Source organism: Acinetobacter sp. WCHAc060042 (assembly GCF_003231195.1).
Lineage (GTDB): Bacteria > Pseudomonadota > Gammaproteobacteria > Pseudomonadales > Moraxellaceae > Acinetobacter.
This window is the reverse complement of sequence record NZ_QKVN01000045.1, coordinates 1-22,467: the sequence shown is the minus strand read 5'-3', so window position 1 is coordinate 22,467 and position 22,467 is coordinate 1. Positions and strand designations below refer to the sequence as shown.

The window sequence follows — 22,467 nt, the reverse complement described above, 5'->3', positions numbered from 1 at the left end:
TTCGTGCAGGTTTTTTTATATCTAAAGGGAAGTAATTCGCCTTAAGGAGAAGTACGCTTAAGCACGGATTTTGAGCTCATAGCCTGAATATTTACGTATGTTAATTACGCCAGTATCCAAAATTAAGTACTGACCTTTGATGCCTTGCAATTTGCCACGAATGACTGGAGTTTTATCTAGGTTGTGAGATTTGATTTTCTCTGGATATTGCTCAACTGGATAAACAAATTCACGTGGTAATTCGGTTTCCAAAATTTCGACCGTTTCATTGAACTCAAGATTCTGACTAAATTCATCTCGAATGGTTTGGATTTTAGGTGAAAACTCTTCGAGCAATTGTTCACGGACTTCAATCAAGTTTAATGGGTCAGCTTCACCCTTGAGTAATTTACGCCAATCGGTTTTGTCTGCAACCTGCGTTCCAAACATGATTTCGAGCTGACCTGAAAGGCGACGTGAGCCTACTTTCATAATGGGTAGTGCTTGAGTGGCTCCTTGATCAAGCCAACGAGTTGGCATTTGGCTAATCCGGGTAATACCAACTTTTAGTGCGCTTGAGTTCGCCAAATAGACGATATGTGGTTGAAAACATACTTCATGGGCAAAGCTATCTTCGCGACAAGTCCCTAAATGATAATGGCAGGTTTCTGGCTTCATGATACACATGTCACAAGAGGCCTTAGTTTTGAAACACTTGAAGCAATGACCTTGTGAAAAAGATTTAGACGTTTTAGCACCGCACGAGACACAGAAGATTTTACCAGTCCATTCGATTTCGATTTCTTGACCTAAGTTAAAAGGAAGGTCAACTTCTGAACGATCTAAAATAAATTTATATTCAACATTTGCCTTGTGTGTATGTTGATCAGTTACACTAAGGTCCTTAAGACCTGCATGCATTTTATGGCAAATGCCTTGAAGTTCCATACAGAATTACTCACTTAATATTAAGGATGCGGTTATGGCTGAACTGAACGTCATTACTTCTATGCTAGACGATTTATCTCAAGAACAGCCTATTTCAACTGCATTATGCATTGGGCAAAATCTTAGCCCAGATCATCATCAATCTATTCAATGGCAATATTTTAGCGTATCTGATTTTTTAAGTCTGCCTTTTACACAGCGCTATGACTTGGGTTTCGTGCTTTTGGATACAATTGAAATGCAAAATGTGAATGAGCAACAAAAATCACAAGTATTGGTGCGTTTAAGAGATTTGATGGCAAAGCGGATTGTGGTGGTCAGTCAGTTACAAGATGAGCAACTGTTACGTGCTTTGGGCTTTACTCAACTCATAGATAAAACAACTCACGAACAAGACTTTGCGTTATGGCAGTTTAATATTTTAACTTATAAGCATGTGCCAGATTGGTTTAATTCAAAATTTTGGGCGAACCCTGAAAACTGGAACAAATTTCGTTGGTAGTAGGACGTATATGACTTGAGTCATAGCAAAAATTAACAATTTATCCGTGTAGGCTCCATTTAAACATCGTATGCTGTTTTAAAACTTACAAAGGATAAAACGATGACGAACCTTAATAATATTATAGAAATCTTGGCTAAGCAGGCTATGGGAGGGCAGCAACAGTCAAACCAACAAGGCGGTTTGGGTGGAATTTTGGGCTCTGTATTGGGACAACTTGGAACAAATACATCAGGGCAATCATCACAGGGTGGTTTGGGTGATATTTTAGGTTCGGTGTTGGGTGGTTTAACTGGTGCGCAGTCACAACAAACGTCAAATGCTCAGAACTCTGGGTTTTCAGGTGGTGGAAAAAGTTTATTGATCGCTGTATTGCCTTTGATTTTGGGATGGATTCAACAGCAAGGTGATTTACAAGCGGCTTTAGATAAGCTCAAAGGGCAAGGCTTAAGCAGTCAAGTGGATGATTGGGTATCGACTAGCTCAGGAGAAAATGCCAGCGTAAATCCAGAACAGGTACAGAACCTGTTTAATGATGCTGATGTAGAACAGGTTGCACAACAAGTCAATGCGCCTAAACAAGATGTATATAGTGCTATTTCACAAGTTTTACCGCAGATCATTGATTCTTTAACCCCTCAGGCAGGACAAACTAATCCACAAGAGGCCAATGCAGATATCCAACAGGTATTGAATTTAGTTTCGGGTTTCTTAAAGCGCTAAATTCATAATAAAAAAGCCATTCTATGATGGCTTTTTTATTGTTTAAAATTCTAAATTAAAAAACACGCCGAAGCGTGTTTTTTTAATTTTTTGGACTGCTTAACTTAGAAGTCGTAACGCATACCGAGAGAAAGTCCAAGGCTATTTTCACCTGCGACACCACTTACGCTGTTTGTGCGACCTTCTTTCCATGGTGTTAAGTTCGACTTGTCATCATTGATTACAGTTGCTAAGTTGCCGTAGACGCGTACTGCTTTGTCTAGACGGTGCTCAAGGCCAACAGCGAGTAATGTTGAGTTTGCATCATCAGCATCAACATCACGGTAGAATACTTCGCCACGGACTAAAGTTTTTGGTGCAAATTTATATTCACCAGCTACACCGAATACTTGCGTGTCAGGGTTTGCATCAGAGTTGTCATGTTGAAGAAATTGGTACATACCACCTAAGTTAAAATCAGGTGTGATTTTATATGCGCCAGCAATACGGAAACCATCACGTTCGCCACTTGTTGCTTCTTCTTCATAGTGTTCGTATGCAGCAGCGAAGTCTACGTTGCCTTCTTTATAAGTTAATGCTAAGTCGTATGCTTTATCTTTGTCTTTAGAGCCATTTTTTGTAGCATCTGGGCTATTCGCTTCGTGAAGTGAAAGAGCACCTAATACATTAAAGCCATTGCCAAATTTAGGTGACTTATATTCGATGGTATTTGCATTACGCTCATCAAACTTCAAGTTGCCTACACGTGTTACGTTTCGTACATCACCAACCATGTCGCCGAAGAAGTTAACTGGACCACGTGCTGCTTTGAATGGGCTGTCAAATCGACCTACACGTGCTTGACCGAAGTTACCTTTTAAGCCAACGAAAGTATCACGTGTTGCAAATTCAAGATCACTATTTGCTGAACCGCTTGCAAAGTTAATTTCTTGTTCAATTTGGCCGAATACAGTCATGCCGTTTTCAAGTTCTTGCTCAGCTTTGAAACCTAGACGTGAAGAGTTTGAAGAAAGACCAACCTCGTTGTAGTCAGCACCATCATCAAGATAGTCTAAAGAAACATGCGCACGGCCATAAATTTTTACGTCAGCAGCCATTGTTAAAGCTGGTGTAAGTAATGTTGCCCCAACTGCTAATGCGCAAAGTGTTTTTTTCATGTGTAGCTCCAAGAAAGACTTTTTGTTGATTCGTCTATAAAAGGTTATTCAGTCGTCTTTTTATCCATCAGACTTCTGTCTCTTGGCGCTCATTATTGATTACAAATAAGTCATTAATATTAAAGAAATATTACAAAAATATTAAACAAATTAAAGTCAAAGGCATTTCGGCGATAAATTGTTAAAGTGTGGTTTTGAGTTTTATGTGGTTGATATTAATTATTTTTAGATATCAAAAAAGGAGCCGAAGCTCCTTGATTTGATCTGAAAAATTACAAAGCGGCTCGAATTTTTTCTGCTTGCGCTTTGATTTTTTCTTGATCACCCATTTGTAGGGCGTGCTTACCGAGCTCATGCACAGAACTTGGGATAAGGTGGAAGTGTACATGCGGAACGGTTTGTCCAGCCGCAGGGCCAGATAATTGCATAAGAACAATACCTTTTGCATCTAAACCAACTTCTATGGCTTTTGCAACTTTTTGCACAACTTGAATGGTGTAGGCTGCGGCATCGGCAGGCAGATCAAGCAGTGTCACAGCAGGTGTTTTGGGGATCACTAAGGTGTGACCATCTGCTTGAGGCATAATATCCATAAAAGCAAGAACTTGGTCATCTTCATATACTTTAATGGCTGGAAGTTCACCACGTAAAATTCGTGCAAAAATGTTTTGCTCATCGTAAGCCATGTCTATTCCTTAAATTTTACTTAAACTGAATTTACTTACAGTTTAATTCTTTTTGACGCTCTTTGATGGCATCAAGGCGTTGTTGCTCTTTTTCAGAGAACTTTGGTTTGGTAGTGTAGCAATTGTCATTGCCAAATTTTGCTTTCGCCTCAGGATCTTTAAAGCAGAATCCTTTAGATGCATAAATGACATCATGATCATCTTTTAATTTTTGACACTCTTGCTCAGGCGATGCTGCAAAACTTTGCGCCCCGATGAATGTTGCAAGACTGGCAAAAACCGCTACAGTCAACTTTTTCATGAGAATTTCCTCAGTTTGTAACATTGTATGTAGTCACATTACTACTTTATAAGGGTTGGTTTTGTTTATTCAATGGTGAGTTCTTACTCAATTGTAATTTTACTCCATGTTTCGTACATTTTTATGGCAGAAGAAAAGTCACGGTCTGCTTCAGATAAATCGCTGGCGGCCTGAATCAAGCTTTGTGCTAGTCCAATTATTGGCGCAGATAGTTTGGCTTCACGAACTAAGTCAACGGCAATACCTGTATCTTTGGCCAATAAAGGCAGTGCAAAAGTTAGAGGAAAACTACGGTTTAGGATTCGTTGTGGTAAAACTGTTTCGGTCACACCACTTTTACCACTCGATGCATTAATACAGTCTAAGGCTTCATTTAAGTTGACCCCATGGGCTTTTAAGGTGGTGAAACCTTCTGCAACGGAACATAGATTGACTGCCAAAAGCATATTGTTTACAGCTTTGACTGCAAAACCTGCACCAGATTCGCCTACATGTTTAATCAGTTTACCAAATGCCTGTATGGCAGGTAGTGCACGCTCAAATGCTGTAGCCTCACCGCCAATCATGACAGTAAGGGTTGCATTATCAGCCCCAATCGTTTGGCCGCTGACTGGTGCATCTAAAAAATCTACACCTTGTAGTTTGAGTTGTTCAGCTACTTTTTTTGCAGAAGACGGCACACCGCTGGTGCAATCGACCCAAATGCTACCAGATTTAAGCTGTACTTGATCAAGTAATTCTTCAATGTCTTGGCTGGTAGGAAGGCATGAGAAAACTACATCGGCTTGTACTGCTTTTGCAAGGTCTACAGCTTGAGTGCCATAAGCTTCAGCATGTTGCTTTGCTTTCTCAAAATTGCGATTCCATACCCAAACTTGTTCAAAGTGTTTGGGTAAGTGTGATGCCATGCGATACCCCATCGCGCCTAGACCGATAAATGCAACTGACTGAATCATGTCAAACCTTAGTATTTAAATATTAGTTGAACGTTCACTTAACCACTGAGCCAGTTTTGGCCAAAATTCATCGGCACTACGTTGACTTGACATCAGTCCTAAATGTCCACCTGGGATGAGAGTAAACGTGACATCAGTACTACTTGTCAATTGGGTGAGTGGTTTAGCGGCTTCTGTAGTAACTAATTGGTCTGTTGTGCCTGCGGCAACAAGCAATGAGCACTGTATATTTTTTAAAGCTATGCTTTTCTTATTTAATGTGATTACTCCTGTTTTGAGTGGATTACGTAGCCAAACATTAAACATCATGTCTTGGTTGATGCCACCAGGATAATCAATCATACGGTTAAGAAAACTACCAATAGTGGCGTGTTCATATAAAGCTTCGTTGTCGTCCAAATTGAGCAGCAAGTTTTTGTGGCTTTGAAACCAGCCTATAGGGTCAACCATTTTAAAACCAATCGTATTTAAAACACCTGGGGTGTGAAGTAGACGCTTCGGTATTTTGCCCTGATAAATTTGCTGTTGTAATGTTTTGCTTTTCGAAATGATTCGATTGAGATATGCAAAGAACTGTCCATTTCGCCCAGATTTATAGCTGTCAATTGGGCTACCCAATACCATTAAATTTTTCACGAAATTGGGCTGATGTAGAGCAGTATATAAGCTCACAAATATACCTGCCATACTCCAGCCGTGTAGTGAAATTTGATCACTTTGACTATGTTTTAAAATGCTTTGAATGCATAGCGGGATGTAATGATCAATAAAGGTTAAAAAATTAAAATGACGATTACGGAAACTTAATTTGCCCCAGTCAATTACATACACAGCAAAACCCTGCTGTTTGAAATACTTAACCAAAGAACGATAGGGGTAAAGGTCATAAATGGACATATTGATGGCGAGAGGAACCACGAAAACCAGAGGTTCTTTGTACTTGCGAACTTCTGGGGCGTAATAGCGAATTTGAGTCAGGTCAAATGTTTCAATCACTTCATAGGGGGTATTTTGTGACAGAACGAGTGACTTCCCTTTAAAAATGCGCGTGGACAGATTATTTATTTTAGTTTTTAAGTTCTGCATAGGGTTGATATCTCAAATAAGTAGAAAGTTTGATCGAAGTCTAATCAATATTTGCGTATTTTACCTTGACCTTAAATAGCCTAGACGCTCAAAATGTTGGCAATTCTTTATAAAGGCAGTCTTTGGACTGAAACACAGAGAAATGAGCCAATACGACGACATCGAATACCAATTAGACACTTTAGCGATTCGTACCGGTCACACACGTACTTTTGAGGGTGAACATAGTGAGCCAATTTTCCTAACATCTTCTTTCGTTTGTGAAAATGCGGCAGATGCAGCAGCTAAATTTTCAGGACAAATTGAGGGGAATACATACTCACGTTATACCAACCCAACTGTACAAGCATTTGAAAAGCGTTTAGCTATATTAGATGGTGCTGAGCGCGCAGTAGCAACCAGTTCGGGTATGGCCGCAGTACATGCAGTGACGTTGGCTTATTTAAAAGCGGGTGATCATGTCGTATGTTCGCGGGCTGTATTTGGTTCGATTATTTCGCTGTTTGAAAAATATGTCATCAAATTTGGTGTCGATGTTACATTCGTAGATTTGGAAGATTTAGACGGCTGGAAACAAGCGATTCGTCCAAATACACGTCTTTTATTTATTGAAACACCGTCGAACCCATTGGCTCAAGTGGGTGATATGCAGGCAATTGCTGATATTGCTCATGCACATAATGCTTTATTTGCAGTCGATAATACGTTCTGTACTCCAATCTTACAGCAACCCATTAAGTTTGGTGCTGACCTGATTATTTATTCATCAACGAAATATATTGATGGTCAAGGTCGTGCTTTAGGTGGGGCCGTTGTAGGTAAAGATAAATTGGTTGAAGAAATTAACGGTGTTATTCGTACACTGGGTAATTCTATGAGCCCATTTAATGCATGGATCTTCTTAAAGGGTTTAGAAACTTTAAGCTTACGGATGAAAGCACATTGTGCCAGTGCGCAAAAGTTAGCAGAATGGCTCGATGCACATCCAAAAGTTGAAAAAGTGTATTACGCTGGTTTACCAAACCATGAGGGACATGAGCTAGCAAAGAAACAGCAGTCTGGTTTTGGTGGCGTGGTTTCTTTTGTAGTGACAGGTGAGCGTGAGGGGGCTTGGACAGTCATTGACAATACTCGTTTCTTATCAATTACCAGTAACTTAGGGGATGTAAAATCTACGATTACGCATCCTGCAACGACGTCTCATGGCAGAATGTCGGCTGAGGCAAAACAGGCAGCGGGTATTAGTGAAGGTTTAATTCGGGTATCTGTTGGTTTAGAAGACATTGATGATATTATTCGCGATATCGCACGTGGTTTAGACTTAATCTAATTTTTAATTTTATGTTCGGAGATTTTAATGAACATTAATATGCTTATGCAGCAAGCACAACGCATGCAAAAAGATATGGAAAGCAATATCAAGAAAGCCAAAGAAGAGCTTGCACAAACAGAAGTGCATGCCGAAGCAGGTGGTGGTTTGGTGAAAGTGACGATGACTTGCCGTAATGTTGTAAAGCGTATCGAAATCAATCCTGAATTATTGCAAGATGATGCAGATATGATTGAAGACTTAATTGCTGCTGCAATGAATGATGCTGCACGTCAAGCAGAAGCAATCACTGAAGAGCGCATGAAAGCTGCAAACTCTGGCGCAGGCTTGCCACCAGGTCTTGCAGGTTTATTCTAATAAAGGAATACCTATAGTGTTTAGTGATCGTTTCGATCAATTGGTACAAGCTTTACGCATTTTGCCAAGTGTTGGGCCGAAGTCGGCTCAACGCATGGCGCTTCACTTGATTATGAAAAATCGTGAAGGCGCAATCGGTCTTGCACATGCTTTAAATGAAGCCACGAGCTATATTCATGAATGTAGCTTGTGTCACTCTCTGACGGAAAATGAAGTCTGTGATATTTGTGTCTCGCATGAGCGTGATGATCAATTGCTCTGTGTGGTTGAGTCACCAGCAGATGTGATGGCAATTGAACAAAGTGGCAGTTTTCGCGGTAAATACCATGTATTAGGAGGGCATTTATCTCCACTTGATGGTATTGGTCCAGAAGAAATTGGTATTCCGTATCTGATTCAGCGTTTAAGCGATGGTAAAGTAACGGAAGTAATTTTGGCGACCAATGCAACTGTTGAGGGTCAAGCTACAGCACACTATTTGGTGGAGGCAACGAAGCATTTGCCTATTCAAATGACCCGTATCGCACAAGGCGTACCACAGGGTGGTGAACTTGAATATGTCGATAGTCATACTTTAAGCCAAGCTGTACATAACAGAATGCGAATGAAATAAGTATTTCGATACTTGTTTCATTTTTTATTTTGATACGAAAAATGCTTTAGTAAGATAAAAAAAATATTAATTTGAGTTTGGTTGTATAAAAAAATCACAAAAAACGGCAAATAATTAAAAAACCAATAGAAATCTTGATAGCTAAATGATCTTATTCAGGTAAGATAACCCAAAAGAGCATCTAGCATTAGACGCAGTAGGATATGTTTCAATTTATTCAGCATCAACAAGACCTTATTCCAGTCTTAGAAAAAATGGATCGTAACGCAGTCTATGGACTCGATACAGAATTCATAAAAGTCGACACCTTATGGCCAAAGTTGGGTGTATTCCAAATCAATGTCGCAAATGATATTTATTTACTCGATGGGACAACACTCGATTTAACTGAATTTTGGAATAAACTTTTTCGCGCACAGCAAAATGTCTTTCATGCCTGTAGTGAAGATATCGACCTGATTTATCATTATGCGCAGCATAAAACCTTAAACAACGTATTTGATACTCAAGTTGGCATGTCGTTTTTAGGACATGGCTTACAGGTTAGCTATCAAAATGCATTGAAGCAAATGTTGGATGTCGACATTGATAAAGGGGAAACCCGTTCGAATTGGTTGGCACGCCCACTCAGCCCTGCACAACTCAGCTATGCTGCAAATGACGTGCTGTACTTGATGAATCTTTCAGAAAAAGTTAAACAAGAACTAAATTCAAAGTCACTCCTCAACTTTGCTCTCGAGGATTGTCAGCATCTAACGCAAGAAATTGCGACAGAAACACCTTTGCATTTACTCTATCAAGATATTGGTAACTATCGACATTCACGTCGTCAGTTAATGCAGTTGCAACAGTTGGCAGTATGGCGTGAACAGATGGTAAAAGCACTTAATACGCCACGTAGTTTTATTTTAAAGAACGCAACCATGATTGATCTGGTTGAGAAGAATCCGAAAAATGCTTTCCAGTTATCAGGCGTTAAAGATATACGTCCAAACATTGTGAGAGAACATGGTAAAACCATTTTAGATCTGGTGAAGTTTTTACCTGAGCAAGCGGATTGGCCACTACGCATGGCACGACCAATTCGACATTCCTCAAAAGATGTTGGTGAAAAAATTGATCACTTAATTCAAAATGTCGTGGATGAGACCACGATTCCTAAAGAAGTGCTGATGCGCAAAAAGTGGATGAATGCCTTACATCAGCATGTGGTTTTTCATAATGATGAACAAGATTTGCCTGACTACTTATTGGGCTGGCGTTATGAACTATTGACTCAGCCTTTGATTCAACTATTGCGCCGTGATGAAAGTTATCTTTCTACCCAAATGAAAGTCATGGATTAATAATTAGTCAATTGGTCTCAAGTTTAGATATTTATACAAAATCACGACTGATGCGTTAATCATGACTAATGTCAGTTGCTTTTATTTGATGTATCCTGTGGCTTGAGTTATTTGAGTGCTGTTTTAGATATGCAATGTTCTATTTATAAATCGAGTAAAAAAGATGAAATGTATCTTTATATTGCTCGTCCAACTGAAGCTGATCAAGCAGTTGAATCGTTTAGCCCATTGAATGTTTTGCCTGAAGCTGTTCGTGGTGCATTTGGTCGCGCAAGTTTTGTGATGGATCTTGAATTGAGTGAAGCACGTAAATTAGCACGTGTAAATGTATTGCATGTCATGGACTCAATCCAAACTCAAGGCTTCTTTTTACAAATGCCTCCAGAAGGATTGATTAATCCGAACGCAGTAGAACCAGAAGGCCTCCGTGGCGCATAAAGTATAATTCAGGAGTTGTACAGTGGATAGTTTTCTTTCAATACTTGATTCAATTCCTGAAGACAGCATTGCTGTCACAGTATATCTTTTAGGCAGTCTGCTAATTTTGTGGTGTTGGTATTCCATTGCCACACGCCTGCCTAAGCTGTTGGGTGGCATTACATGGATGATGATCTTTGCCATCTTATTGACACCAACAGTTTCTGAAGGTCCAAATGCAGCAATTGCACCTGCCATTTTTGGTTTGTTATTTGGTGTGTTAACTAAAGACTCACCACTCATTTGGTCTAATTTGTCATTGATTCTGTTTGTCATGGGTGTGGGGCTTGTGATCGGTTTCTTTTGGTCAAAATATGTGGCAAATAAAACCAAAGCAGTTGTCAGTAACCCTCATTCACCACTGTAATTAATAAAAAAATAAGGTTTAATCATGTCTGTTGAAACGCAACAATTTACGGGTACAGATCAGTACATTGCTACCGATAGTTTAAAACTTGCTGTAAAAGCTGCACGTAGTTTGCAAAAGCCTTTATTGGTCAAAGGTGAGCCGGGTACGGGTAAAACTTTACTGGCAGAACAAGTGGCTGAAAGCTTAGGCTTAAAATTGTTGACTTGGCACATCAAGTCAACCACAAAAGCCCAGCAAGGTTTATATGAATATGATGCGGTTTCGCGTTTGCGTGATAGCCAATTGGGTGATGACCGTGTTTATGACATTAAAAACTATATTAAACCGGGTAAATTGTGGGAAGCGTTCACCAGTGAAGAACGCTGTGTTTTATTGATTGATGAAATTGATAAGGCAGATATTGAGTTTCCAAATGACCTATTACATGAATTGGACAAGATGTCTTTTTATGTATATGAGACGGGCGAAACTATTACAGCATCACAACGTCCAATTGTGATTATTACTTCAAATAATGAAAAAGAACTACCAGATGCATTTTTGCGCCGTTGTTTTTTTCACTATATTGAATTTCCAGACGAAGCGACTATGCGTGAAATTATTGATGTACATTTCCCGCAAGTTTCAACGGCTTTGGTCAATGAGGCTTTGCAAATTTTCTTCAAATTACGTCAAGTTCCGGGTCTAAAAAAACCACCATCAACCTCTGAGTTGATTGACTGGTTAAGCTTGCTGATGGCAGATGACATGCCAGAAGATGTATTGCGTAATCATGACAAATCCAAAGCAATTCCGCCTTTGTATGGTGCGCTCATTAAAAACGAACAAGATGTGCAGTTGCTTGAACGTTTAGCCTTTATGTCGCGTCGTTAAAGGAGAAACACGCATGTTTGTGCGCTTGTTTTATACCTTACGTAAATACGGTGTTCCTGTCTCAACACGTGAACTAATTGATCTGAATGAAGCTGTAGCTTCAGGTTTAGTCTTTGCCGATCAAGACGAATTTTATCAACTCGCCAAAACCATTATGGTGAAGGATGAACGCTTCTTTGATAAATTTGACCGAGGCATGAAGGACTATTTTGATGGCATTTCAACTTTTGATTTGGATGATTTACTCAATAAAGTCCAACAGCTCCCTAAAGATTGGTTTGATTTAGAACTCTTAGAAAAACATTTAACTCCAGAGCAGCGTGAAGAGTTAAAAAAAGCGGGTTCATTAGAAGAACTGATGAAAATGCTGGAAGAACGTCTACGGGAACAGCATAAAAAACATCAGGGTGGAAACAAAATGATTGGCACGGGAGGAACCTCTCCTTTTGGTGCATATGGTGATCATCCTGAAGGGGTACGTATTGGCGGGCCGGGACGTAAACGTTCTGCTGTAAAAGTTTGGGAACAACGCAAATATCAAAACTTGGATGATGAGCAGATTCTCGGTACTCGTCAAATGCAAATGGCACTGCGACGTTTGCGCAAGTTTGCGAGACAAGGGGCTGCTGAAGAGCTGGACATTAACGGCACGATTCGTGAAACGGCGAAGCAAGGCATACTTGATGTGCAACTTGTACCTGAGCGCCGTAATCGTATTAAAGTTTTAATGTTATTTGATGTGGGTGGGTCGATGGATTCACACATTGCTCAATGCGAGAAACTTTTCAGTGCAGCGAAAACTGAGTTTAAAACTTTAGAATATTTCTATTTCCATAACTGTTTATATGACTATGTGTGGAAAGATAATGTTCGCCGTTCTACTACGCGCATGAATACATGGGATTTATTCAATACTTATGGACGCGACTATCGTGTGATTGTGGTGGGAGATGCTTCAATGGCACCCTATGAGCTCAATTCAGTTGGTGGTTCGGTTGAGTACATGAATGACGAGGCAGGAAGTGTTTGGCTACACCGCCTACGCAATCATTTTGAGAAAACTGCATGGTTAAATCCAGAAGAAGATCGTTATTGGCATTACACCCATACGATTGGTTTAATTAAGCAAATTTTTGAAGATCATATGTACCCAATGACTTTAAAAGGCGTTGAGGATATGACTAAGTATTTAGCTCGCTAACTGACTGATATAAAGCAAATTTAAAAAATAGGATCGTCAAATGGATCATCAAATAAACGGTATTGCTTTGCCCAACACAGAGGGCTTTTTTGGGGCTTATGGTGGACAGTTTATTCCTCTACATTTGAAAGAGGCAATGGACGAGATTAATGTTGCTTACACAAAAATCCGTGAAACTGAGGCATTCCAAACCGAGCTTGCTGATCTTTTTGCGCACTATGTTGGTCGTCCAAGTCCTTTGTTTTATGCGAAACGCTTATCTGAACAGTTGGGTGGGGCACAGATTTACCTTAAACGTGAAGACTTAAACCACACAGGCGCACATAAAATTAATCACTGTTTGGGTGAAGCACTACTTGCAAAATATATGGGCAAAACCAAAGTTATTGCAGAAACGGGTGCAGGACAACACGGCGTTGCACTAGCAACAGCCTGTGCTTTGGTCGGTATTCCATGTGAAATCCACATGGGGCAGGTCGATATTGAAAAAGAACATCCCAATGTCGTCAAGATGAAAATTCTCGGTGCAACACTTATTTCAGTAACACGTGGTACTGCAACACTCAAAGATGCAGTAGATAGTGCTTTTGAAGAGTATTTAAAAGACCCAACCAATTATATTTATGCTATTGGCTCTGTTGTAGGACCGCATCCATTTCCAATGATGGTACGTGATTTCCAGTCGATTATTGGTAAAGAAATTAAAGAGCAAACGCATGAGCGTTTTGGTTCAAACCCTGATTATGTAGTCGCGTGCGTGGGTGGTGGCTCGAATGCTATTGGAGCTTTCACAGCATTTTTAAACGATGCAGATGTGAAATTGATTGGTGTAGAGCCTGCTGGTCATGGTTTGGATACCGATATGCACTCAGCAACCTTAACTTTAGGGAAGCCAAGTCAAATTCATGGTATGGCATGTTATGTCCTTGAAGATGAGCAGGGTGAACCGTTACCAGTACATTCCATCGCTTCAGGTCTCGACTATCCAGGTGTTGGTCCACAGCATAGTCTGCTGAAAGATTTAGGTCGTGTCGAATACACCACTGCAACTGATCAAGAATGTCTAGATGCATTTATGCGCTTGTCTCGTGTTGAAGGGATTGTTCCTGCACTTGAAAGCTCACATGCAGTGGCATGGGTACTTCGTGAAGCGCCAAAGCTCAGTAAAGATTTAAAAATTGTGGTCAATATTTCTGGTCGTGGTGACAAAGATGCAGACTATGTTGCAGCTAAATTGGGCTTAAATTGAGTTAAAGCTGATAGGTTTGTATAAAAAATCCCTGCTTAACGCAGGGATTTTTTATTTTAAATTATTGTTTTATAGTATTTTCCCAATATAAAACTTAGAGCTAACCTGAAATATATTGCTGGAGTTGATCAATCAATTTCTTTTGGTCATCCATCGCGGCTTTAACCAAATCTCCAATAGAAATAAAGCCGATTAAGATACCTTCTTCAACCACAGGCAAATGACGTAAATGACGGTCAGTCATAAGATCTAAGCATTCTTCGACAGTTACAGAGGTTGTGACGGTCAGCACTTTTGCTGTCATAATTTCTTTGACGGTAGTTTGTTTTGAACTACGTTCCATCAACATGACTTTGCGCATGTAATCGCGTTCAGACAATATACCAACCACTTGTTGTTCATGAGTGACCACAACCGCACCAATACCTTTATCTGCCATAAGTGAAATTGCTTCAAATACTGTAGCATCAGGGCTAATGGTGAAAATATCTTTATGTACTTTATCATGTAAGACTTGAGCGACATTGGTCATAGGATATATCCTTTTGTTGTGGTTATTGTTTTATATTTAAATTAACGCGAATTTTAAAAAAAGCAAATACTTTGCAGTCATTTCTGCCAACAAGATAAACAACTTCTCTGTGTTTATCTTTTAGGATCAGAACTAAGCTGGCAATAAAATACTGTCATTAAAGAAAAAGTGACGCATTTGAGACGTACTGAGTTTAATACGTTTTGTACCATTACATAGTGCGGGTGTTACGTTTAAACGTGAAAGTGTTGGAAGTAAAGCGCTTTGAAAATCATGCGGGGTGATTTTTTTAGGCACATAGTTTGGCCAGTGAAGTTGAGCATATTGGTGTGCATGTAAGCCATTGAGCCAGAAAGGGAAAACATAGTCATCATGATCCGAAGTCATCGCCCAACCTTGTTGTTCGGGGTGGTAAAGTCCCCATAGGATACCGCAGTACATCATGCCTCTTAAAATATTAATTTTTAAATATAAATGATTTGAAATAGGTTGTAGTTTCAAAATTTTGTACATAGCCTTATGTCGTGTAAGAAACATGAGCCCATTTTAAATAAATAAGATGAAAGTTCAGTGTAAGCTTTGCATTACTATGTAAATAAATATGTCATTTCAAAATGTTAGGTTCAAAAAAAAACGCCACCTAAGTGACGTTTTATTATGCTTTCATGGTGGCAAGTTGTTGCCAATATTGTGCTTTAAGCGAGTCGCGTTCTACGCGGAAACCTTGGTAATAAAGCTCAGCTAAAAATAGGGCAGCTTTACCGTGACCAGCACGAGCAACGCTTTCTAACTGTTGTACCGCTTCGACAAAGTTCATTTGTGATTGAATGGTGTTTACTGCATCCGCATACGCATGTTCTAGGTCATGATGAGAGATTTGTTGAATCATATTAAGCTCCTTATTCTAATTATGATCACTTAAAGGTATTTTTACCTTTAGATATAAATATCACGCTAATGTTAAATATTTATTACAAATTGCTTGAATTGTCAAATATATTGTCACTTATACTTTATATATTACAGTTTACATGATTAAACAATGAACAGTCAAAAGATTGAATATGATAATAAAACAGGAAACTGTAATTTATAAGGAGAATAACATGACAAAGACATTAGACGGTTTTGAATTTGATATGCCTCCAACTGTTTCGCAAATTGTCGCATTGGCACAGTATCACCGCACACAATTAGATGAAGCAGTTTTCCATCAAGAAATTCATCTCGGGGATTTTTGTTTGGCACAGCGTAAAAGAGTATACGATTTCACAAGACAGCTTGATGAAAATCAACGGGTTGATTTTTATGAAACCTACAATGGCGAACTGGTACGAATTGCCGATGATGACCCAGCTCATCCTTCTGATGCAGAAAATGGCGTAGGGGCTTTCGCCATTGTCATTGCATTGGTTGTGATTGCCTTGGTCCTTTATTTCGCAGTGATTCGTAGCATTGTTAGCTAAGCTTCATGTTTGGAAACAAGATGACTTGCTGAAATTATGTTCTCTTTAACCATTAATGGGGATATTTTTCAGCATTTCAACTTGTGATTCTGCAATTCGCTACTTACACTAGTTCAACTAGAGGTAGGTTATGCATATTGCGATCCAAAAAATTTTTAAACTAAAAACACAGATTACACTGGTACAAATCTATAATGGTCTCATGTTATTGATCATTCTGGTCATTCTGCTGATATCTAGCTTCGCTTTGTCTCGACCTATTTCTCCAACCCAATTTGAAAATGTCCGTCGTTTGTCGCATCAAGCTGTTTTCCCAGAAACTCAAGAGATGGCGCAAAGCCTTATTCAGGAAACCCGCATTACTTATATTGATTATTTTAGATTAATGCAGGCTCATCAGTTTGAGCAGAGTCGGGCAAAGCAGCTTCCGGCATTGGCTCCAGAGGTTCAATAATTGCAGGAATCTGATCAGGATGAGGCATGCTTTGCTTGATATTGGGATCAAGATTTAGCTCTAAAATATGTCTAAGTTGAACTTTGTCTAAGCTCTTACTTACAATAACTAGGGTAAGCTTTTCAGGGTGCAAGTGTTTACGTATCGCATTTTGAACATCTGTTGGGCTAATCTCGGCGAGACGTTTCGGATAGTCAGACAAATAGTTAATATTTTGATGATAAAAACCCATAGAACCCAGTTGGGCATTGATATTGGCATTACTACTAAAGCTATTGGGTAAGCTACGTAACATACCAGCTTTGGTTTCTTCGAGTTGCTGTGCGTCGATGGGTTGGTGAACAAAGTCGACCAGTGCTTTATGCGCTACTTGGATACTCTCCATCAGCTGATCTTGTTGGGTTGAATAGCTCAAGCTAAAGCTCCCAGCGGCCTGACTAAATGTAAAACTACTGTTTGCACTATAGGTATAGCCTCGTTTAACGCGAAGTTCTTTCATTAAGACTGAATTAAATCCGCCACCACCAAACATGCGGTTAGCCAGTTCGAGTGCTAGGCGGTCAGGGTCATCACGTGTGGTGGAGAGGTGTCCCATCGTGACGTGAGCTTGTGCTGAACTAAATACAATATGTTGAATATCAAAGTCTGATTTGTCTTGTGGAACGGCAAGTGTTTTTGCAGTTTCTCCTTGCGGAAGTGCGGCACTGATTCGTTCAGCCAGTTTCTGGGCTTGTTTTACGCTGAGTTGGCCTGTAAGGGCTATGTTCATATTTTTGCTGACCAAGAATTCATCACGAAACTTTTTTAAATGTTGTGTACTAATTTTTTTAATGCTGCCATTGGTACCAGTAATCGGTTCTGCATAGGGGTGCGAACCGTATAATGCACGGTAAAAGCGAATACTCATCAAACGACTTGGGCTTTCTTTGAGTTGTTTTTGTCCTACTTGAGTATTACTCACCATTAAGTGAATACTATTGTTTTTGAAGGTGGAATCTTTTAGGACTTCAAGCATGGTGTTGACAGCTGCATCAAGCTTCTTTGGGTCAGATAGAGAACGCAGTCGAACCACAAACATGTCTCGATGTGCAGCCATACTAAAACGTGCGCCGACGTGTTCAAAGGTGTTGGCAATCTCTACAGCATCATGTTGAGTTGTACCTTCATCCATCAACTGCGCCGCCATATTTGCTACGCCATAAAGTCCTTTTTCGACTTCTATATCCCGTGCAGAACCTGCATTAAAGGTGAGTTGAATATCTACCATTGGAAGGGCTGGTGATTCGACGAATAAACTTCGAACTTTGTATTTATTTTTTAGCTCGTGGACATGCGGCGCTGTGTAGAGTTCAGCTGTTTTGACTTGTTTTAGGCTTTGTAATGACGAAATAGACTGTAATGAATTTGGATCATCATTGGTTATAGGATTTGTATTGATTTCTGCAATTACATTGGTCGTACAAAGGGCAGACAATGCAAGAAATAAAAGCTTAGACTTTGACATATTATTCTCCATCATTTTTCTGCCTGAGTTTCTGGTTGGAGGTATAAGGTGCTTAAGTTATTTTTTATAAAAGACGTCTGGCTGACTCGTTGAATGTCTTCTGGCGTGATGGCCTCATAACGCTGTGGAAGTTGATCCATTATGCGGTAATCAATACCGTTTACCGCTAAATTTCCGATCAGTTTGGCTTGCCCGACTATGTCATCTTGGCCATAAATAAGATTGGCAACAAAGCGTGTGCTAATACGTTCTAATTCTTTAGGATTAACAAGTTCTGTTTTGAGTAGGTCAATTTCTTGCTCTATGGCTTTTTGTAGTTCGGGCAGTGTTACGCCATTTACAGGTAGTGCTGAGATGGTGAATAAACTGTCACCACGGTTATAGGCGTCATAGCTCACGCTGAGTGCGGTAGCCAGCTTTTTGTCACGAACAAGGCGCTGTTGCAACATGGAACTGACTCCGCTATCTAATAAGCTGCGAATGAGTGTGAGTGCGTAAACGTCTTCTGAATTGGTTGTTGTTGCAAGCGATTTGACATTCCAAGCCATATATAAATTGGGCACTTCAACATTGCTATACTGTTCCATGTGACGGTAGCCAATGTTTTCAAACTCAGTCACATCATTGCGTACAGGTGTAGGCTGACTTTTGATATCGCCAAAGTATTTTTGAACTTGTCTAAGGGCAGATTCTGCATTGACATCACCCACAATTACCAAGATCGCATTATTGGGGCTATACCATTTTTGATACCACTGTTTAACATCATCTAGAGTGATATTTTGCAAGTGTTTCATGTGTCCGATGACGGGTTGACGATAATGGCTAGTTGGGTAAGAAATCCATTTGAAACGTTCGAACGCGAGTGAACGTGGGTTGTCATCGGTACGTAGGCGTCGTTCTTCCATCACCACTTTAATTTCAGGGTCAAAGTCTTGTTGGCGTAGCAGAAGATTGTTCATGCGGTCGGCTTCTAGCTCTAAAGCCATCGGGAAGTATGTTTTTGGATAAAGCTGATAGTAATTGGTGTAGTTGGTAAATGTGGCCGCATTGACACTGCCACCATAGATACGACTCAAGCGACTGAATTCGTCGTTCGGCACTTTAGATGTTCCTTTAAACATCATATGTTCTAGTATATGAGAGATACCTGTTGTATTTCCTGACTCATCAGTGCTACCGACTTTGTACCAAATTTGGGTCATGACCATTGGGGAGCGGTGATCTTCACGGATAATCACCTGTAAGCCATTGCTTAAAGTAGTTTCAAAACTGCTGCGAGTAAGTTCACTACGTATTTGTGCATAGCTTGTTATAGGTAAACAAAGTAGAGTTAAACCCAGTGCAACTAAATTTTTTTTATAAGAATGCGTGACTAATAAGTGATGCATATAAAATTGGGGCTCAGGTTGAAGTGAAAGCATTTCAATAAATAACCATTCTTAAGAAAAATGCGAAGTAGATCAAGCACCAGAAGTATTGATTTGTTAAGTGTTTACATAAAGTATTGTTACTAAGCGAAAGCCTATCTTTTATGGTAGAATCCGTCTTTTTTAACGCAGTGCTTTTCAAGGATTCGGCATGCAACAGCAATCTAATGAGCAGAACAAATTTTTGATTGATGCTGATATCGGGGATGACGATGTCACATTACCAAGTTTACCTGTGGTCAATGTGCCAATCGTTGAAACAAAAGAGCAAACAGTTGTTAGTCCAGTTGTGGTTGCTGAAACAAGCTCAGAAGAAGCAGAGGCGTCTGCAAAAGGCGGTTTCTTTAGCCGTATGAAAGAAGGGTTAACCAAAACCCGTAAAAACCTTGCTGATGGTATGGTCAATATTTTGATCGGAGGTAAGGAGATTGATGATGAACTGCTTGAAGAAGTTGAAGAGCAACTTTTAGTTGCAGACATTGGTGTTGATGCAACGAAAACCATCATTACCAACTTAACTGAACGTACTGCACGTGGTGATTTAATTTATTCGCATTCCTTGTATAAAGCGCTTCAGGAAGAGTTGGTGACTTTACTTGCACCACGTGTTAAACCTTTACATATTGATCCGAACAAAACGCCTTATGTGATTTTGGTGGTGGGTGTAAACGGTGTGGGTAAAACCACAACCATTGGTAAATTGGCAAAACGTTTACAAGGTGAAGGCAAGAAGGTGATGCTTGCTGCGGGGGATACTTTCCGTGCGGCGGCGACTGAGCAGCTTCAAATTTGGGGCGAGCGCAATAATATTGCCGTAGTTGCACAAGGTCATGGTGCTGACAGTGCTTCTGTCATTTTCGATGCGTTTGAAAGTGCACGTGCCAAAGGGATTGATGTTTTAATTGCAGATACCGCAGGCCGTTTACATAACAAAGGTCATCTCATGCAAGAGTTGACCAAAGTAAAACGTGTCATGCAAAAAATTGATGCAACTGCGCCACATGAAGTTATGTTGGTGGTTGATGCAGGAACAGGTCAAAATGCGATTAATCAAGTAGAAATGTTTGATGAGGCGGTTGGTTTGACAGGTCTAACGATTACCAAACTCGACGGCACTGCGAAAGGCGGTGTGCTGTTTAATATTGCCAGTCGTACGCATGTTCCAATTCGTTTCATTGGCGTGGGTGAGAAAATTGACGACTTACGCCCTTTCTCTGCAAAATCCTTTGTTGCTGCTTTGTTTGAAACAGAGAAATAAGCTTGAACAACACTATTTTTAAAGTGTTAGATCAGTCACATAAACTCCGCTAAATGCGGAGTTTATTTTTTTATTTAATTTGTTTGTTTTAAAAACAAACATTTAGGAATCACATAGTAAATATAAGTAATTCTCCTGCGATTACACTAACGCCTAACACAATAGGCATCACTGTACATTTTGGGGAACACGGTATGGCTTTATTACATAAAATTGGACAAGTTCTAACAAAGGATTTAACCAAAGACTTAAAATTTAAAAAAAATCACGAAGAAGACCTAAAACAAACCACATTTATCGATCAACTAAAAAAGCGCCGTAGTATTTATGTTTTAGGGAAGCGTGTACATTTAAGTCAGGTGTATTTAGCTGAATTGATCCAAGAGGCCGTGCGAAGTTGTCCTTCGGCACATAATTCACAAAGTACTTGTATTGTGATTTTAATGGGCGATGCGCATCATCACTTTTGGAATGTCGTAAAAGAAGTGCAACGCAAGTTAGTCCCTGCGCATATTTTTGCTGGTGCAGAACTGAAGGTTGATCAATGCTCGGCAGGATTTGGTACAGTTCTATTTTATGAAGATCAGCAGATCATCCAACAGTTACAAAAGAAAATTCCTTTTGATGCGGCAGAATTTCCAGTTTGGTCTGAGCAAGTTTCAGGTATGGCCCAATATGCTGTATGGACATGTTTAGCAGATGCGGGTTTGGGTGCGTCATTACAACATTATAACCCGAGTATTGACGCTGACATTTTAAAAGTTTTTGAGATTCCAAAACATTGGCTGTTACGTGCGCAATTGGTCTTTGGTTCGATAGAGGAAAAACCCGCTGAAAAAGAACAGCATAAAGATGAAGAACGCTTTATGATTTATGCTTAGTGGATTGACGGTGAGATTGAGCTAATCGAGTATTTATGTTTTAAATCATGAGCGAATTAAGATTGTTCTATTTTTAAGACACTATGTCGCTCAATTAAGCATGTTCAAATTTAAAATAATTATTATGATAAATACGAATCACATATAACGAGATCGAGAGATCATTGAGGAAAATAACATGTCATTTTTAGACCAAATCAAACAGCGTCGCACTATTTATGCAATTGGTAAAAATGTTGATTTAACACCAGCAAATATCGAGTCACTCATTAAGGAAGCTGTAAATCACAGTCCATCGGCATTTAACTCACAGACTTCCCGTATTGTGACTTTATTTGGTGAGTCGCATTTACAGTTTTGGAATATCGTACGTGAAACTTTACGTAAAATTGTTCCTGAAGCTGCGTTTGAGGCGACAAATAAAAAGCTTGATAGTTTTTCAGCAGGCTATGGCACGGTTTTATTTTATGAAGATCAAGATGTTGTAAAATCATTACAAGAACAGTTTGCACTTTATGCAGATAACTTCCCCGTTTGGTCTGAACATTCCTCTGCAATTGCTCAGTTTGCTGTATGGACAGCTTTATCTGAACGCAACATTGGTGCGTCATTGCAGCACTACAACCCAATCGTAGATGCTGAAATCGCGGAGCTTTTTGAAATTCCTAGTAATTGGAAATTGCGTGCACAACTTGTTTTTGGTTCTATTGAAGCACCTGCGGGTGAGAAAACATTTATGGCGGAAGCGGATCGCTTTAAAACATTCAATTAATAGCTAGTTTTTAAAA

At 39.7% G+C, this 22,467-nt stretch carries 27 protein-coding genes; 16 read left to right on the top strand and 11 right to left on the bottom strand.

From position 1 onward, the window contains the following. Nucleotides 1-57: 57 nt before the first annotated feature. On the bottom strand, nucleotides 58-927 hold the full coding sequence (locus DPG01_RS15845; RefSeq protein ID WP_110975748.1) for a DUF2797 domain-containing protein: 870 nt from the start codon (nucleotides 925-927) through the stop codon (nucleotides 58-60). 34 nt (nucleotides 928-961) lie between these two features. On the opposite strand from DPG01_RS15845, the gene DPG01_RS15840 reads away from it, so the two are divergent. Continuing rightward, nucleotides 962-1,429: a DUF6231 family protein gene (locus DPG01_RS15840; RefSeq protein WP_086209201.1), complete on the top strand. Its 468-nt coding sequence runs from the start codon at nucleotides 962-964 to the stop codon at nucleotides 1,427-1,429. A 102-nt stretch (nucleotides 1,430-1,531) separates the two neighbouring features. Continuing rightward, nucleotides 1,532-2,152, top strand: coding sequence for a YidB family protein (locus DPG01_RS15835; protein ID WP_110975747.1), 621 nt, complete (start codon nucleotides 1,532-1,534; stop codon nucleotides 2,150-2,152). A gap of 104 nt (nucleotides 2,153-2,256) precedes the next feature. Here the strand turns inward: DPG01_RS15835 and DPG01_RS15830 are convergent, their stop codons facing one another. From DPG01_RS15830 to DPG01_RS15810, 5 genes are all read right to left on the bottom strand, one after another. Continuing rightward, the gene (locus DPG01_RS15830; protein ID WP_110975746.1) at nucleotides 2,257-3,309 is read right to left on the bottom strand and encodes a porin; all 1,053 of its coding nucleotides are present in this window, start codon (nucleotides 3,307-3,309) and stop codon (nucleotides 2,257-2,259) included. A gap of 272 nt (nucleotides 3,310-3,581) precedes the next feature. Beyond that, nucleotides 3,582-3,995, bottom strand: coding sequence for an HIT family protein (locus tag DPG01_RS15825; RefSeq protein WP_086209162.1), 414 nt, complete (start codon nucleotides 3,993-3,995; stop codon nucleotides 3,582-3,584). Between the two features lie 31 nt (nucleotides 3,996-4,026). Continuing rightward, nucleotides 4,027-4,296: a YARHG domain-containing protein gene (locus DPG01_RS15820; RefSeq protein ID WP_078426548.1), complete on the bottom strand. Its 270-nt coding sequence runs from the start codon at nucleotides 4,294-4,296 to the stop codon at nucleotides 4,027-4,029. Between the two features lie 83 nt (nucleotides 4,297-4,379). Continuing rightward, on the bottom strand, nucleotides 4,380-5,252 hold the full coding sequence (locus DPG01_RS15815) for an NAD(P)-dependent oxidoreductase (RefSeq protein ID WP_086209163.1): 873 nt from the start codon (nucleotides 5,250-5,252) through the stop codon (nucleotides 4,380-4,382). Nucleotides 5,253-5,267: 15 nt separating this feature from the next. Next, nucleotides 5,268-6,338, bottom strand: coding sequence for an alpha/beta fold hydrolase (locus DPG01_RS15810; protein ID WP_110975745.1), 1,071 nt, complete (start codon nucleotides 6,336-6,338; stop codon nucleotides 5,268-5,270). Between the two features lie 142 nt (nucleotides 6,339-6,480). Between DPG01_RS15810 and DPG01_RS15805 the strand changes: the two genes are divergently transcribed. From DPG01_RS15805 to trpB, 9 genes are all read left to right on the top strand, one after another. After that, entirely contained in the window at nucleotides 6,481-7,668 is a 1,188-nt protein-coding gene (locus tag DPG01_RS15805) for an O-succinylhomoserine sulfhydrylase (protein ID WP_086209165.1), read from the top strand. A gap of 27 nt (nucleotides 7,669-7,695) precedes the next feature. After that, on the top strand, nucleotides 7,696-8,025 hold the full coding sequence (locus tag DPG01_RS15800) for a YbaB/EbfC family nucleoid-associated protein (protein ID WP_004984648.1): 330 nt from the start codon (nucleotides 7,696-7,698) through the stop codon (nucleotides 8,023-8,025). A 16-nt stretch (nucleotides 8,026-8,041) separates the two neighbouring features. Beyond that, a complete protein-coding gene (gene recR, locus DPG01_RS15795) occupies nucleotides 8,042-8,638 on the top strand; it encodes a recombination mediator RecR (protein ID WP_086209166.1) in 597 nt (198 codons plus the stop codon). Between the two features lie 203 nt (nucleotides 8,639-8,841). After that, nucleotides 8,842-9,984, top strand: a complete 1,143-nt coding sequence (locus tag DPG01_RS15790) for a ribonuclease D (RefSeq protein WP_086209167.1) — start codon at nucleotides 8,842-8,844, stop codon at nucleotides 9,982-9,984. Nucleotides 9,985-10,113: 129 nt separating this feature from the next. Next, nucleotides 10,114-10,422, top strand: coding sequence for a YcgL domain-containing protein (locus DPG01_RS15785; RefSeq protein WP_086209168.1), 309 nt, complete (start codon nucleotides 10,114-10,116; stop codon nucleotides 10,420-10,422). A gap of 22 nt (nucleotides 10,423-10,444) precedes the next feature. Next, nucleotides 10,445-10,828, top strand: a complete 384-nt coding sequence (locus DPG01_RS15780) for a hypothetical protein (protein ID WP_110975744.1) — start codon at nucleotides 10,445-10,447, stop codon at nucleotides 10,826-10,828. Nucleotides 10,829-10,852: 24 nt separating this feature from the next. Next, nucleotides 10,853-11,704 (top strand): AAA family ATPase, encoded by an 852-nt coding sequence (locus DPG01_RS15775; RefSeq protein ID WP_058869668.1) that lies wholly within the window; start codon nucleotides 10,853-10,855, stop codon nucleotides 11,702-11,704. A 13-nt stretch (nucleotides 11,705-11,717) separates the two neighbouring features. Further along, the gene (locus DPG01_RS15770) at nucleotides 11,718-12,905 is read left to right on the top strand and encodes a vWA domain-containing protein (RefSeq protein ID WP_086209170.1); all 1,188 of its coding nucleotides are present in this window, start codon (nucleotides 11,718-11,720) and stop codon (nucleotides 12,903-12,905) included. Between the two features lie 40 nt (nucleotides 12,906-12,945). Further along, nucleotides 12,946-14,154 (top strand): tryptophan synthase subunit beta, encoded by a 1,209-nt coding sequence (gene trpB, locus DPG01_RS15765; protein ID WP_110975743.1) that lies wholly within the window; start codon nucleotides 12,946-12,948, stop codon nucleotides 14,152-14,154. 100 nt (nucleotides 14,155-14,254) lie between these two features. Here the strand turns inward: trpB and DPG01_RS15760 are convergent, their stop codons facing one another. The 3 genes from DPG01_RS15760 to DPG01_RS15750 form a co-directional block, all read right to left on the bottom strand. Next, entirely contained in the window at nucleotides 14,255-14,686 is a 432-nt protein-coding gene (locus DPG01_RS15760) for a CBS domain-containing protein (protein ID WP_110975742.1), read from the bottom strand. Between the two features lie 132 nt (nucleotides 14,687-14,818). Next, complete coding sequence (locus DPG01_RS15755; protein ID WP_110975741.1) at nucleotides 14,819-15,199, bottom strand: DUF2750 domain-containing protein; 381 nt, start codon at nucleotides 15,197-15,199, stop codon at nucleotides 14,819-14,821. 142 nt (nucleotides 15,200-15,341) lie between these two features. Next, on the bottom strand, nucleotides 15,342-15,575 hold the full coding sequence (locus DPG01_RS15750; protein WP_004697075.1) for a hypothetical protein: 234 nt from the start codon (nucleotides 15,573-15,575) through the stop codon (nucleotides 15,342-15,344). A gap of 217 nt (nucleotides 15,576-15,792) precedes the next feature. Between DPG01_RS15750 and DPG01_RS15745 the strand changes: the two genes are divergently transcribed. Continuing rightward, nucleotides 15,793-16,152, top strand: a complete 360-nt coding sequence (locus DPG01_RS15745) for a hypothetical protein (protein WP_086209174.1) — start codon at nucleotides 15,793-15,795, stop codon at nucleotides 16,150-16,152. A 130-nt stretch (nucleotides 16,153-16,282) separates the two neighbouring features. Then, nucleotides 16,283-16,606, top strand: a complete 324-nt coding sequence (locus DPG01_RS15740) for a hypothetical protein (protein ID WP_110975740.1) — start codon at nucleotides 16,283-16,285, stop codon at nucleotides 16,604-16,606. Here the strand turns inward: DPG01_RS15740 and DPG01_RS15735 are convergent. Both DPG01_RS15735 and DPG01_RS15730 read right to left on the bottom strand, forming a co-directional pair. Then, nucleotides 16,530-18,110: a M16 family metallopeptidase gene (locus DPG01_RS15735; RefSeq protein ID WP_228157016.1), complete on the bottom strand. Its 1,581-nt coding sequence runs from the start codon at nucleotides 18,108-18,110 to the stop codon at nucleotides 16,530-16,532. The two genes, DPG01_RS15740 and DPG01_RS15735, sit on opposite strands and share 77 nt — an antisense overlap. A gap of 11 nt (nucleotides 18,111-18,121) precedes the next feature. Beyond that, nucleotides 18,122-19,501: a M16 family metallopeptidase gene (locus tag DPG01_RS15730; protein ID WP_110975749.1), complete on the bottom strand. Its 1,380-nt coding sequence runs from the start codon at nucleotides 19,499-19,501 to the stop codon at nucleotides 18,122-18,124. A gap of 190 nt (nucleotides 19,502-19,691) precedes the next feature. Here DPG01_RS15730 and ftsY point away from each other — a divergent pair, with 190 nt between their 5' ends. The 3 genes from ftsY (at nucleotide 19,692) to DPG01_RS15715 (ending at nucleotide 22,451) form a co-directional block, all read left to right on the top strand. Continuing rightward, nucleotides 19,692-20,798, top strand: coding sequence for a signal recognition particle-docking protein FtsY (gene ftsY, locus DPG01_RS15725; protein WP_110975738.1), 1,107 nt, complete (start codon nucleotides 19,692-19,694; stop codon nucleotides 20,796-20,798). A gap of 194 nt (nucleotides 20,799-20,992) precedes the next feature. Beyond that, complete coding sequence (locus tag DPG01_RS15720) at nucleotides 20,993-21,679, top strand: nitroreductase family protein (protein ID WP_110975737.1); 687 nt, start codon at nucleotides 20,993-20,995, stop codon at nucleotides 21,677-21,679. A gap of 178 nt (nucleotides 21,680-21,857) precedes the next feature. After that, nucleotides 21,858-22,451 carry a nitroreductase family protein gene (locus DPG01_RS15715; RefSeq protein ID WP_110975736.1) on the top strand — a complete coding sequence of 198 codons (594 nt, stop codon included), beginning with the start codon at nucleotides 21,858-21,860 and terminating at the stop codon, nucleotides 22,449-22,451. The last annotated feature ends 16 nt before the right edge of the window (nucleotides 22,452-22,467 follow it).